The 13,287-nt window shown below is 48.2% G+C and carries 10 protein-coding genes; 1 reads left to right on the forward strand and 9 read right to left on the reverse strand.

The genetic code is table 11. The annotated features are described in order from the left end of the window. Nucleotides 1-65: 65 nt before the first annotated feature. From phoU to ACSHX2_RS00965, 8 genes are all read right to left on the reverse strand, one after another. Nucleotides 66-767 carry a phosphate signaling complex protein PhoU gene (gene phoU / locus ACSHX2_RS00930; protein WP_435689678.1) on the reverse strand — a complete coding sequence of 234 codons (702 nt, stop codon included), beginning with the start codon at nt 765-767 and terminating at the stop codon, nt 66-68. A 40-nt stretch (nt 768-807) separates the two neighbouring features. Further along, on the reverse strand, nt 808-1,707 hold the full coding sequence (pstB, locus tag ACSHX2_RS00935) for a phosphate ABC transporter ATP-binding protein PstB (RefSeq protein ID WP_435689680.1): 900 nt from the start codon (nt 1,705-1,707) through the stop codon (nt 808-810). A gap of 31 nt (nt 1,708-1,738) precedes the next feature. Continuing rightward, nucleotides 1,739-3,868, reverse strand: coding sequence for a PstA family ABC transporter permease (locus tag ACSHX2_RS00940; RefSeq protein ID WP_435689682.1), 2,130 nt, complete (start codon nt 3,866-3,868; stop codon nt 1,739-1,741). A gap of 39 nt (nt 3,869-3,907) precedes the next feature. Continuing rightward, nucleotides 3,908-5,881, reverse strand: coding sequence for a phosphate ABC transporter permease subunit PstC (gene pstC, locus ACSHX2_RS00945; protein WP_435689684.1), 1,974 nt, complete (start codon nt 5,879-5,881; stop codon nt 3,908-3,910). 128 nt (nt 5,882-6,009) lie between these two features. Further along, nucleotides 6,010-6,828 (reverse strand): phosphate ABC transporter substrate-binding protein, encoded by an 819-nt coding sequence (locus tag ACSHX2_RS00950; RefSeq protein ID WP_435689686.1) that lies wholly within the window; start codon nt 6,826-6,828, stop codon nt 6,010-6,012. 118 nt (nt 6,829-6,946) lie between these two features. Continuing rightward, nucleotides 6,947-8,206 carry an ATP-binding protein gene (locus ACSHX2_RS00955; protein WP_435689688.1) on the reverse strand — a complete coding sequence of 420 codons (1,260 nt, stop codon included), beginning with the start codon at nt 8,204-8,206 and terminating at the stop codon, nt 6,947-6,949. A gap of 38 nt (nt 8,207-8,244) precedes the next feature. Continuing rightward, nucleotides 8,245-8,931, reverse strand: coding sequence for a response regulator (locus ACSHX2_RS00960; RefSeq protein ID WP_435689690.1), 687 nt, complete (start codon nt 8,929-8,931; stop codon nt 8,245-8,247). A gap of 191 nt (nt 8,932-9,122) precedes the next feature. Next, nucleotides 9,123-10,850 carry a Na/Pi cotransporter family protein gene (locus ACSHX2_RS00965; RefSeq protein WP_435689691.1) on the reverse strand — a complete coding sequence of 576 codons (1,728 nt, stop codon included), beginning with the start codon at nt 10,848-10,850 and terminating at the stop codon, nt 9,123-9,125. 167 nt (nt 10,851-11,017) lie between these two features. On the opposite strand from ACSHX2_RS00965, the gene ACSHX2_RS00970 reads away from it, so the two are divergent. Further along, nucleotides 11,018-11,869, forward strand: a complete 852-nt coding sequence (locus tag ACSHX2_RS00970; protein ID WP_435689693.1) for an AraC family transcriptional regulator — start codon at nt 11,018-11,020, stop codon at nt 11,867-11,869. Between the two features lie 7 nt (nt 11,870-11,876). On the opposite strand, the gene ACSHX2_RS00975 is transcribed toward ACSHX2_RS00970, so the two are convergent. Continuing rightward, nucleotides 11,877-13,139: an NTP/NDP exchange transporter gene (locus tag ACSHX2_RS00975; protein ID WP_435689695.1), complete on the reverse strand. Its 1,263-nt coding sequence runs from the start codon at nt 13,137-13,139 to the stop codon at nt 11,877-11,879. Between the last annotated feature and the right edge of the window lie 148 nt (nt 13,140-13,287).

The following is a 13,287-nucleotide window of genomic DNA, read 5'->3' on the forward strand; positions in this document are numbered from 1 at the left end:
ATAAGGTAAAGAAAAGACCACAGTCGCGGGGCGATCTGTGGTCTGCTAAAAGTATGTAAGTCTTATTAGTTATTTGCAGTGATCTCTTCAGGGAGTTCGCCGCCGTGACGAATATCAGTGGCTGTGGTCATGAAGATGACATCTTCGGCGATGTTGACGGAGAGGTCTCCCACGCGTTCTAGCCAACGTGAGATGAAGACAAGGTGGAGGTAGTCCTTGTGCTTACCAGTTTCACCTTCAAGACACTTGGTGAGCTGCTTAGTCGCCTTTTTATGTAGAGTATTCACTGAGGCGTCAGCCTGAATGACGGACATAGCGAGTTCTCCATTACCATCCGCATATGAAGCTAGAGCATCTGTTAGCATCTTGTTCGACTGCAGGAAGAGAGGCTCGATGAGTCCAACTTCTGAGAGCTCTGAATTACGAATAAGCTTACGTGAGCGCTTAGCAATACTCACAGCATGGTCAGAAATACGCTCAATGTTATTGGTGATTTTCATTGAGGCCACCACGATGCGGAGATCGCTCGCAAATGGACGGTATTTAGACATGAGCATCATGCCGTCTTCGTCGATCTCTATTTCAAGTTGATCCACATCTTCATCTTCGGCGATAACGTTGTTGCAAAGGTCAGGGTTGCGTTCGAAGAGGCCTTGGAGTGAGCGTTCAAGGTTTTGCTGCGCGAGGCAACCAATATTGACTGTCTTATTTTTGAACGACTTAAGAGCTGTGTTATAGTCGGTTAGTATGTGTCCGCCGGTTTCCATGTAATTATGTTGGGGTATTTGGGGAGAATGTTGAAGTGCTCTAACCGAAACGGCCAGAGATATAATCTTCAGTTTGTTTGACTGAAGGGTTCGAGAAAATTTTATCTGTGAAGTCGTATTCGATCAGTTCTCCGAGGTAGAAGAAGGCTGTATTATCAGAGATACGTGATGCCTGCTGCATGGAGTGGGTGACGATGACGATAGTGAACTCTCTACGAAGCTCGGTGATGAGCTCTTCGACTTTTGCTGTAGCAATCGGGTCGAGCGCTGAACATGGCTCGTCCATGAGGATGACCTTCGGGTTGACGGCAGTTGTGCGAGCGATACAGAGACGTTGCTGCTGTCCACCGGAGAGACCGAGTGCGGAATCTTTGAGGCGGTCTTTAACTTCGTCCCAGAGGGCCGCACCGTTGAGAGCACGCTCTACAGCTTCATCGAGAGTGTCTTTATTTTTTATCCCCTGAATACGGAGACCATATGCGACATTGTCGTAGATAGACTTAGGGAAGGGATTGTACTTTTGGAACACCATGCCGACTTGCTTGCGCAGCTCAATAGCTGACACTTCTTTAGCATTGATGTCCTGACCCATGATGCGGATTTGACCATTGGTGACGCAAGAAGTCTCCACGAGATCGTTCATGCGGTTGATACAGCGAAGGAGGGTGGATTTACCACAGCCAGATGGCCCAATAAAGGCGGTGACTTGTTTTTCAGGGATCTCAAGGCTGATGTTACGAAGAGTGTTCGTTTTACCTAGATCATAACTGAAGGAGACATCGTCTATCTCGATCATTGTTTTAACTGGAGGAGTTTGTTGTGGAGTGGTTTCCATAGTCGTTGGTTGCGCTTTAGGCGTAGGTTTCGCTTTAGGTGTACATTCGGTGTTCGTGATTTTCTTAGCTAAAGACTTTGGGGCTGTGGCTTCTATAGTGGACATGGCGGTGAGGTGAATGGGTGAGAGAGAAATATTACCATTTGATCTTGTTGCGAACTTTTATGCGCAACCAAACTGAGAATGCAGCGAAGGTCATCACGATTATCATGAAGACGAGTACTGAGCCATATTGCATAGGTTCAGTGTATTCTGATTGAGGGATTCTTCCGGCAACGGTGTAAATATGATAGGGCAAGGCTTGGACTGATTGTTGTAGGAAGGCAAGAAATGCGTCGAACCCAGTCTCGTGAATTGCTTGCCATGGCAGATCGGAGCGCTCGGCTACTGCTGCTGTGAACATGATGGGCGCTGTTTCACCTGCCACACGTGTGATTCCTAGGATGGATGCAGTGAGGATACCAGGGAAGGCGTAGGGGAGGACCGCTGTGTTAATGGACTGCCATTTGGTGGCGCCGAGCGCGAGAGATGCCTCACGGAAGCCCATCGGGACGGCTCTGAGTGATTCCTCACAGGAGGTAATGATCACCGGGAGTACCATGATGGCGAGAGTGAAGCCACCTGCGAGCATGCAGGTTCCCCAGCCCTGGAAGGAAATGTAGGTCCAGCCATCGTAGAAGAGTGTGCTGTTTGCAGCTGAAGCTTTGGTAGCGATTTCAGATGTTTTCATCTTATGATCTGAAATATAGATTTTTTTATCTTCGATTTCACGTTGGCCTGGCTCACTAGCGATGGGGGCTATAGGTAGGATAAATTTACTTTCAGCATTGGGGGTGCTTGTGATTGTTGGCGCTAGTATGACGAAGAGGCCGAGACCGAATAGACCGAACACGATGGATGGTACGCCAGCTAGGTTGAGCATGGCGAGGCGAACAGATTTAATGAAGTTGCCTTTGGCTGCGTATTCGTTGAGGTAGACCGATGTGGCAATACCGGTAGAGAGGGCGACGACCATACAAATGATAACCAGAAGTCCGGTGCCGATAATGGGGCCTAGGATACCACCGCCTGAGTAGGAATGGGTTTTTTGGCTAAGTGTGTGGAAGTTCCCGCTTTCTTCATTAGCGAGCGTGATGGCTTCATAGTCTTCAATATCGAGGCGGAGTTCAGTGTCCTTGGCGATAGAAAAGCTGACATAGGGTTGTAGTTCTTCGACAGCTTCTACCTCTGAGGTAATGAGACCTGGGTTTTCAGCTACGAGAACTTGGTACTCGTCTGTTGGGGTGAGAAGGCTGATTGGCTCTTCATTGTTGAAAATGATGGAGCCTTTAGTGGTGTTGTGCTGACTATTTGCCCCTTTGGTGGAAATAATTTCTAGTGCCGCAGGATCGATTTCATGTGTTCCTGCTGGAATGGAGAAGTCATAGAATGTGGACTTTACTGGGATGGTCTTTTGCGACTCTAAGGGAAGCGTGCCACGTTCTTCTTCATCGAATGCTGTAAAGAATGTACCGGCGTCAATGGTGATGGTCTGAGTCTCAGGGATGACGACTTGGTTAATCTTGTCTGGCTCATCATCTGCAAATGTTTGGCGCATTTGAAAGATAAGGCCAGTGGGCACGAGGGCATCGTGGGCAGATTTTCCTAGCGGATATTCACCTTTGGCTACGGTGACCTCAAATTCGGATAGATTGAGTTCTTTGGTTTCGACTTCATCGGGAACGAACTCAGGAGCTAGTTGCTTGAAAGCGTCGAACTCATCTAGTTTGAGAGTGAATACCTTATCTGAGCTGAGTGTGAAAGCTACTGGGGCATTTATGTCGCGTTTATCATACCGGAGGTAGAATCCATCGTTTTGCTGTTCGAGATTCTTGAGGTATCCTTCACCGATAAGGGAGCCTGGCTGCACATTGAATCGGGTGTAATCGAAGACTCTGTTTACATCTTTTACATTCGCAAAAACGTCTTCTACGCTGGAATTACTGCGTAGGATGGCATCAAAGTTTTCTTCAGGAACCTGGATGTTGTCGGCCTTTTCGACTTCAAGGACATTGAGTGTTTGAGGCTTTCTTGTCAGGAAATCTGTTCCCTTGTGGAAGAGAACAGGGGCGCCTTTGATGATAATGTCACCAAAAATAAAGAAGGCGCAGAGGATGATGAAATAGGTCGCAAAGCGGAAGATCGTGCGAATAACACTTTCTTTGTTTTTACGATTATCGTTAGATTTGCAGAATGGATTGGTCTGCTTTTGATTTGGTGCGGACATGGTGTCGTGTGCCGTTAAAGATTATTAATTATGCAAATGTTACTTATTGCCTAACTTACGTAGAGTAGTTTGAGCAATGTAGTTGAGGGAGAGAGCGATCACGAAGAGGACGAGACCAACCATGAAAAGAGCACCCCAGTGTAGAGACCCTTCATCGACCTCTCCAATTTCTTGAGCCAGAATACCGGTCATGGAGTGTGCGGGGTCGGTAATGGATTTCGGAATTGCGATGCGGCCGCCCATTACCAATAGCACTACCATCGTTTCACCTATGATTCGGCCAAAGCCTAGGAGAACTGCGGCAATGATACCAGAAGCGCAGCTCGGAAGAATGACCTGCATCACTGTTTGGAGCGGAGTGGCGCCTAGGGCAAGTGAAGCTTCTTTGTAAGATTTGGGGACGTTGTTTAGAGCATCTTCAGCGAGGGTGAAGATGGTAGGTATAGCCATGAATGCGAGAAGGAAGCCCGCATTCAGAATAGTGAGACGGCCTTCTACTGGGAAGCCAGGAATCCATGAGAGCCAGGGTTCTTGGGAGTATGTCTGGAGCAATTCGCCGAGTACAACGACGCCGAAGAATGCGAGGACGATGGATGGTATAGCACCGATGAATTCGATGATCGGTTTGATGAATTTCTGTTCGAAAGGCGATGCAAGGCGATTGACGTAGATGGCACCACCTATAGCGAATGGAATAGCCAGGATTACAGCGATTAGGGCCACAGAGACGGAGCCAGCGAGCAGTGGGAGGATACCATAGAAATCCTGCCATGATGAGTTTGTCACCCATTTTGTGCCGAAGAAGAAACCGGTTACCGCTGTTGTCATGCTCATGGGGGTAGTGTGGTCCCAATTTTCCATGGCACTTCGTTTGGTTTCGAAGAGTTCGGGGATTTCTGCTTCTATATCAGAGATTTGATGGAGGCGGCGTTCAGCGAGCTTAGATTCGAACGCGTCGACGTTGGGCATTTTAGCAAAACCTTCGGCAGTTTTAGCGGAAAGCTCAGCGAGCATTTCTTTGTGCTTAGGAAGGCTTGCATAGAGTGGTGCATTGAGTGAAGCGTAGTCGGGTTCTTCTGTCAGAACTCGCTTGGACTCGAGTATGTTACGTTCGCGAGATACTTTAGAAGTGGAGAGCTCTGCTCCTTGTAAAAGTGCCTCTTTACGTGCAGCAGCCGAAGAGTAGGTGACTGCCTGGCTTTTATTGGTCCCTGCAATTACTCGTAGATCAGAGACAAAATTTTCGAATGATCTTTGTGGTGCCTTGAAGCTAGCACCAGCAGCGACTAGGTCTTGGAATGCTTTACTTTCGTCGAGCTTGGCTACCTTTTCTTTTTCTTCTGCTTTGATTCGATCCGTAAATTCTGTGTTCGATTTACCTGTAACGATACTCTCAACGACGGATTCGCGAAGTGGTGTGAGGTATTTATTATCGGTTTTCCAAGATTTGTCAGCGAGGTTGCCAAAGTCGAGGGCCTCGGCTGCTCGGGTTGCGGCTGTTTTGAGTCGCTCACGAGAAGCTTGCACAGCTTTTTCGGCAGAGGCGATTTGTTGAGCTGTGCTAGAGTCACCGTCTTGAAGGTCTTCAAGACTGGATTCCGCGCGCATGAAGTCTTTTCGCTCCGCAGAAATAACTTTGAGTATGTCGCGCTTGAATTCTGCGTGAATAGAACGGACTCGGTAGAGAGCTCCGAGTTGGTATTGGATTTCATATTCACGAGCCTGCGTGGCAAGTGAGGAAAGTTCTTTCTGAGCTGTAAGTTGCTCGGATGCAAAATCTGTGAATTCCTGACCAGATTTGCGATAGAGTTCGAGCTTATCCCTGTATTGAGGAAAGAACGAATAAGAGTGATAGATAAGAAAAAAAATGATCAGTCCAATGACGATGATCGCAAGTGTCGCATTTCCACCAAAGAAATACTTGATGGCTTCTTGCTTCCCAATTCCGAAGAGACGAATACCGCCTGGCTTACCAAAAGGATTGGGAGATTGTGATTTTTTGCTCGATTTCATGGTTGCGACTAGTGTGTTGCGAGGGAGCGAAAAATTCCTAGTTTAGTCAAGAAAGCACCGCACAAACATTACGCTGTGCGGTGCCCGTAAATTATCCTTTGTTGTTATGAAATAAACGGATAGCAAGATTAGTTAGCAGGAGCGATGAAGCCAACTTTTTCAATGACTTCAGCTGCATCGTCAGAGGTAGTGGACCATGTGATGAATTTCTCTACTTCACCAGTAGGCTCGCCAACGGTGTAGTAGTAGAGGTTACGGGAAAGAGCGTAATCAGCTGCGTTTTTTGGTTCAGGGAGAACACCGTCAACTGCTGCTGCAGAGATGCCATCTTTGTTGATGTACGCGAGGCCAACATATCCGATGCCGTTCGCGCTATTAGCAACTTCCTGAGCGATCTGCTCGTTACCAGCCATCTTCTGAGTGTTCTTGCCGTAGTCGACGCTGTCCATGCCTAGCTTCTGGAATGTTTTATAAGTTCCAGAGGATGTGTTGCGTGTGAATACGTTGATCTCACCAGCTTTGCCACCAACTTCAGACCAGTCAGTGATAGTGCCAGTGAAGATACCTTTTACTTGGTCTTTAGTGAGTTCTTGAACGTCATTCGCTTCGTTGACGATGACTGCGATCATGTCAACACCAGCAATGTGCTCAACGAGGTCTTTGCCAGCAGATGCGAAGTTGTTCTTCTCGGAAGATTTGACTGCGCGTGAGGACATGCCGAAGTCAGCTGTGCCTGCGAGGAGGTTTGTGAAGCATGTGGAGGAGCCTTCAGCTGCGATTTCGAAGCTAACGTTGTTTCCTTCAGACTTATACTTTTCAGCAAGCTGAGGAACCATCTTAGCGCCGAGTGTGTCGGAGCCTTTAACTACGAGTTTAGTTTGTGCGGAAGCTGTTGCTGTGATTGCAAGGCCGGCTACTATTGCTTTTACAATTGTGTTAAATTTCATTGTGAGTATTCAGTTAATTGTTTCTCCTAATTTGTTGGAGCGCTCGAAACATCCTCTGAAAATTGCAATCTGCCAAAAGGAAATGCGGAACGAAGTTGTCACAATTGTAATTAGCTCATTAAGAATGTGTTGCATCGTTGTTTTCGGTGGATTTGTTAGGCTTTTCTGAACCGCAGGGGGTGACTATGCTGAATGTGGTTTTAATGCCGGGTTGTGAGCTTGCTTCAATGCTGCCGTCGTGGGCTTCGATCGCTCTTTTTACGATAGATAGTCCCAGTCCAGTTCCTTTGATGTCAGATTGAGTGTGATGCTTGTCGACGCGGTAGAAGCGCTTGAAAATAAAGGGGAGGTGTGATGACGGAATGCCGATACCGTTGTCGCTAATGGAGATTTGTACGTTATCATCTCTCAGTCGTTTGATTGTAATCGTGACTTTAAGTTTACTATTCGGGTTCTGCTTGATCGCATTTTCGATCAGGTTGAACATTACTTGCGTCCAGTAGAAGCGGTCACCAGTAATAATGATTTCTTTTTCGGCGTACTCTCTGACTATGCGGGCCGAGCTCGTAATGACTAGCTGGTCGAGTCTGTTAAGCACGTCTTCAGCGCATTCTATAAGGTCAAATGGCTCACGATTCAGGGCTGCGCTCTCTCCTGACTCTAGTCGAGATACAACGAGCATGTCATCGATGAGCCTAGATAATCTTGCACCGTGGCGTTGCATTGTGGTGAGCATGCGACGAGCGATTTCAGGTTCGTCTACGATGTCGTCATCGACGAGATTCTCTAAGTAGCCATTGATGATGGCGAGCGGTGTGCGCAGTTCGTGTGATGCGTTTGCGACAAAGTCAGTGCGGATTTGCTCTGTGCGGTGTTCTGTGCTGATGTCGCGCAGTATGACGCAGCTGAGGGGGTCAGCTATGTGATTTGGCAAAGGGGTGACTTGTAGAATCCAGGCGGTTTCGCCTTCTGAGAAATTTCCTCCGAGTACGTGACTGCTGGATGAGAGTATGAGCTTTTTCTGTGAGGTCTTACCCAGTTTTACCATACGCTGAATGTTTTCAGTGAAGGTTGGATTCATCAGGATTTCAGGTATCTCGCGACCCACAGGGTCTTGGTTGCGAAAGATCTCTTTTGCGCGGGAGTTTGTTTTACGAATTTCTAGATCGCGACTGACGATGAATAGGGCGTCGCCGAGGGCATCTAGGGTGACTTTGCTGTCTAGAGTGACCTCGTTGAGTTCTCTACGAGCTTCATCTCGCTGTGAACGCGCAGCTTTGAGTTGATTACTTAAATGGAGGCGTTGTGCCTTCAGGTGTATGATCAAGTAGCCGATCACTGCAATGGCAATGATCGTGATGACGATTTCGAAAAACATGAAAAGGGGTTAAGGTGTTTCTATGGTTTTTAGGGGGATTACGTAGCTGGCTTATCTGTGATGCAGTAGCCAACTCCGCGGACAGTTTCGAGGTAGTTAGCGTGCGGTTCTAGTTTCTTTCGGAGGCGTTTCATGTGGGTGTCGAGGGTACGGGAGTGGACATCGTCACTGTATCCCCAAACTTCTCTAAGTAGAATACTGCGGTCTTGTGGTGCGTTGAGTCGCTCGCAGAGGAAAATCATCAGCTTGAACTCTGTGGAAGTGAGATCGACGGCTTGTTCTTCTAAGTAGAAAGTGAGAGTGTTTTTGTCGAATTTAAATGGTCCGACTTCCAGTATGGTGCCGCTCATTTTGGTGGAGGTGCGTTTGATGATGGCTTGGACGCGGAGGACGAGCTCTTTTGGACTGAAAGGTTTTGTGAGGTAGTCGTCTGCTCCAGTCTCGAGTCCGGTGATGCGGTCTTCAGTCTGAGCCTTTGCTGTGAGCATGATCACTGGAATGTGACGGGTGCGTGGGTCGCGCTTGAGAGTTTTATTGATGGTGATGCCATCCATTCCTGGGAGCATAAGATCAAGGATGATGAGGTCGGGTTCGATCATTAGAGCCTTGTTGAGTCCGCCGATGCCGTCGTTGGCGATGACTGTTTCAAACTGATTGCGCTGTAGGTTGAAGGAGATGAGGTCTGCGATGTCTACTTCGTCTTCAATGATGAGAATCTTTTGCATAAGGATAAGTGGTGGCGGCTGGGCGGATTACTGCAATATGATCGATTTTTTTAAGATCTATGAATCTTACTATTTGATTTAGTCGAAATGCTCGTTGCTGTAAAAATAAAAAGCCGAGCCTGATCTAGTGGTCAGCTCGGCTAATTACGAATGTGTGACAGTGGCAATTCTGTCACACAAGTGTGTGTGGATTAACTCATTTCAGCTGCCGTTTGATTGACGTGAAGCAGGTGGTTAGCGATCACACTGAGCTGGTTGTTTGTGTCGATGTTGAGCATCTCCGTTTTCACTTTTCCGGTAGACATGCGTGACATGGCAGACTTATTGTAGCTCTTCGTCAGAGTTCTAATTTCATCGTGTAGTCGCTCAGCTTCTTCAGTAACCGTAGAGTCGAGAGGCTTGAGGAAGTTCTCTTCCGTGTAGTTGAGGAATTTCTCGACGTGGCCAGCGAGTTCACGGACGGCATCGGATTGCTCGGTGCTGAATGCACGGCCCTTATTGTATTTACGCTCCGCAAGTTTGATGAGGCGATAGATAGCGTCAGAGCATTCTTCCAGTTCAGCAGTGATGCGGAGGAGTCCGGTGATGCGCTCGGAGAGGTGTGGTGAGACTTCTTGCGATGTGCAACTAACGAGGTACTCGGTGATGTCGTGCATCATGAGGTCAGCTTCATCTTCCATTGCTTTGATCTCCTTCACCTGCTCTCCCATGTCGCGCTCAGGATGTTCAAAGACTGTTATATAACCATCAAACATTTTAGAGCAATGTTTCGCTAGTTTCACTACAGCTTGTTCAGCTTCGACGATGTTCAGTTCGCCGAGATCAACGAGTGACTGAGAGATGTATTTGATCCGATTAGGTGACTCATCTGCTATGTCTTCAGTATCTTTGACCAGACGTGTGACGAGCTTGGCTATTTGTGGGACAAACCAGATGAGGGCTGCGATGTTGATGAGGTTGAAACTGGTGTGGAAAACAGCAGTGGCGAAAGCGACTTCAGACTGCCCAAAATCTTGCTTGGCGCTCTTAAGTGAGTCTGGGAGTGAGTCGGCAAGGGACCATACGAAATTAGTAAAGGGACTGAAAGCTATGAGCATCCATACTACGCCAATCACATTGAAGACGAGGTGGGCGCGGGCTGCGCGACGGGCGTGTACATTAGCTCCTAGTGAGGCAAGCCAAGCAGTGATGGTAGTTCCTATGTTTTCACCTAGCACGATAGCAGCTGAGTTTTTAAATGCTACCATAGGGTCATCGCCGAGCCATCCATTCATGGCAAATGTGATGGTGATGGCCATGGCTGCAGAGGAGCTCTGGACGACTAAGGTGAGAACGACACCTGCGATCATGAAGAGTATTACGGAGGCGAAGCCGGTGCTCTGAATCCAAGTCACTACGGATTGTAGTAATTCGATGGTTTCCATGTCGCCAGACTTCACTGCGCCTTTGAGGTCGGGGACGGCGTCTTTTAGCTCACCAAGTCCGAAGAAGAGTAGGCCAAAACCGATGAATACTTCACCGTAGCTTTTCCATTTACCTTTGCCAGCAAAGAGCATTGGAAGTCCTATGCCGATGATAGGAAGAGCGACAGAGGAAACGCTGAACTTACCGATGGTGGCGATGATCCAGGCCGTGACGGTAGTGCCCAGGTTGGCGCCCATGATGACACCGATTGATTCGACTAAGGTGAGTAGGCCTGCATTGACGAAGCTTACTACTAGGACTGTGGTGGCTGAGGAAGACTGTACGAGACCCGTGGTAAAGAGACCGGTTAGCATTGCGCTAAAGCGGTTCTTAGTCATCGTGGCTAGGGCGCGGCGCATGCCGTTGCCTGCCACTTTTTGGATGCCTTCCGACATTACTTTCATGCCATAAAGGAAGATGCCGAGAGCGCCGAGAATTGTGAGCAGAGTAACCATGTTGGGTAGGTGGTGGGGTGACGTGTTTGTCACATTTGACTATTGGGGTTTGGCTGGTCGTGTCAGCCCTGTCAAGGTGTAAGCCACCCACTTACTAAAAAATGAAAAATTCAGCTGAGTTTGCGTAGAACTTGATAAACTGAAGAGAATGGTGGTAGATAGCGGAAGTGAAAGGGCTGGGAGATAATGATGTGAAGGTGAATATTCGCGAGCGCGTGCTTGTTGCGGGTGATGCGAATGATGCACGTTTGGTGAAAGATCTTCACTGCGCGATGCTCTGGCACTACCGAATTGCGCATGCTGGTTATCAGGTGGCAGGGTACCCATACGAGTTGACTCGCGCATACCAATCCGGGAGTTGTTTAGTAGCGACAGTGGCTGGAGTGGGAAAGGTGTTGGTCGACGGTGAGTGGGTTATCCTGGAGCCAGGATGCGCCTGCCTGTTACCGCCCTATGCTTTTAATTCTATTCAGGCGGCTGAGGGGGGGGAGTGGAGCTTTCTCTGGGTGAAGTATTTAGAGGATGTGGGCTCGCGTCCCTTAGTGACTGCGATGTCTCCTATTTCTGGTAAAATGGCTGTTTCTCCACTTTATCACGCGATACTCGGTCTGCATTATGCTTGCGAGTCGGGAGAGTGTCTCTCTGCTCAGAATCTCTGGGTGGAGCTGATTCATAAGTACGTGTTACACTACGCTCAGCCAAAGGTTGCGGATGAGAGGCTCTGGAAGCTCTGGATGCAGGTTGAAAAGCGGCTAAGCTATGCGTGGACCCTAGAGGAGATGGCTGAGATAGCCACTTTGAGTAGGGAACAGCTTCGGCGCCTATGCCAAAAGCAGTTTGGGCGAAGCCCGAAGCAGCAACTAGCGTACCTGAGAATGAGGCAGGCACGCTATTTGTTAGGCGCGACACAGATGAAGATCGCTAACATTGCTGCTAAGTTGGGCTATGCTGATAGCCACAGTTTTACGAAAGTGTTTAAAAAGTTGAACGGGATTAGCCCATCAGCGATGCGTCACTAGCTGTGCGCTATGGCTGGTATTCTTCTTGTTCGTGCTTTCGACCGAGGTATACACCGAGCAAGCCCCAGAGGATAGCTATGCCGGCTCCAACGATGAGTTTTTGTGGGAGTGAAAGTTGAAGTGCCCCGTCGCCAAGGAAGGCGAGGATCCAGATCCAACAGACGTCCGCTCCGCGATAAACTGCGACATCGATGATGGGTTTGGTTTTGAAGCGCGCTTCTCTATCAACGCCAGTGTAGAGTACTTCGCGTGCGGGGCGGGTTATAGAGTAATTACCAGCCTTTCGGAGGACTTGTAGTGCGAGAATGAGAAAGACAGCTGGATGGCAAGATAGGAGTAGAAGTAGTGCCGCTGTGGCGAAAGGAACTAGCGAGAGCGCTGTCGAGAGGCCAAACTTGCGGGAGATACGGTTGGCTGCAAAAATGCCTAACAAAATCGTTAGGATATTCGTGATTAGATCGAGTGAGCCTAATAGCTCTTTACGTTCGCTGCGGGTGTAGTCGGCAAGAACTTCTGTTTGTGCAATGTAGAAGAATGCGCTGATGCCTGCGAAAAGAAAGATGAAGCCGGCAATGCCGAGGAGGCGCTTGTGGTTGATGAGTTCAATGAATCCAGAGAATGGGTTCGGGTTTAACTTGGTTTGAGCATCATCAGAGTTTTCAATATCGGCAAATTTTTTGTTGAGGAGGTAGATGATGGGTAGCACTAAAAAGAGTGCGGCACTGGTAACTAGGAGGATGTCCTTCAGCTCCATGCTCTTTACCAAGAGGATTACGAGGAGAGGTCCAGCTATGCCGCCTAAGCTTGCGCCAGTGTTGATGAAGCCAAAGATGCGCTTCCCTTGTTCCTTAGAGTGGTGCTGTGAGATGTAACTCCAAAATACAGAGAGGTGAAAGAGGCTGAAAACACTGGTCCAGCAATAGAATACTTTCCCCAGAGTTGTCGGGTTATAGCCGAGGCTAAAAGCGCAATAAATGGCTAAAAAGCTAAGGGAGAAAAATACAAAGGCAAAGGGGACGAGACGCTTCAGTGACACTCTGGAGGCAAAGAAGTTATAGACGGAAACGGCAATGGTCGAGGCGATGAAGGTATAGGTCCATTGGAGAGCTAAGCTCGTGTCTCCCCAGTCGCTGGGTAATGCATCTCTGACTGGTTTAACAATCATGTATGATGCCATTAAAATGAAAATGAAGAGGAAGGAGAGTAGTGTGGTGGCTACTTCGTGAGCTTTGATTTGAGTAAGGCGTGAGAACCAGTTTTCGTGAGACATAGAGTGTAGGAGAGTGTAGGAGAGTGAGTGGTTTATGCGGTAAAAGCGCAGTAGGTAAAACTAATTGTTAGAGCGTGCTGTGCTCTTTTGACGCGCACAGGGGGGATTTAAGGTTTGATCTGCTGCGAGACAGTGGATGGGTTTCAAG

This window comes from Rubritalea sp., from assembly GCF_051252225.1.
Classification (GTDB): Bacteria; Verrucomicrobiota; Verrucomicrobiia; order Verrucomicrobiales; family Akkermansiaceae; genus Rubritalea.

Bases quoted from the DNA above. Each gene is read 5' to 3' on its own strand.
- phoU (WP_435689678.1), bottom strand. From the start codon at position 767: ATGGAAACCGGCGGACACATACTAACCGACTATAACACAGCTCTTAAG.
- pstB (WP_435689680.1), bottom strand. From the start codon at position 1,707: ATGTCCACTATAGAAGCCACAGCCCCAAAGTCTTTAGCTAAGAAAATC.
- ACSHX2_RS00940 (WP_435689682.1), bottom strand. From the start codon at position 3,868: ATGTCCGCACCAAATCAAAAGCAGACCAATCCATTCTGCAAATCTAAC.
- pstC (WP_435689684.1), bottom strand. From the start codon at position 5,881: ATGAAATCGAGCAAAAAATCACAATCTCCCAATCCTTTTGGTAAGCCA.
- ACSHX2_RS00950 (WP_435689686.1), bottom strand. From the start codon at position 6,828: ATGAAATTTAACACAATTGTAAAAGCAATAGTAGCCGGCCTTGCAATC.
- ACSHX2_RS00955 (WP_435689688.1), bottom strand. From the start codon at position 8,206: ATGTTTTTCGAAATCGTCATCACGATCATTGCCATTGCAGTGATCGGC.
- ACSHX2_RS00960 (WP_435689690.1), bottom strand. From the start codon at position 8,931: ATGCAAAAGATTCTCATCATTGAAGACGAAGTAGACATCGCAGACCTC.
- ACSHX2_RS00965 (WP_435689691.1), bottom strand. From the start codon at position 10,850: ATGGTTACTCTGCTCACAATTCTCGGCGCTCTCGGCATCTTCCTTTAT.
- ACSHX2_RS00975 (WP_435689695.1), bottom strand. From the start codon at position 13,139: ATGTCTCACGAAAACTGGTTCTCACGCCTTACTCAAATCAAAGCTCAC.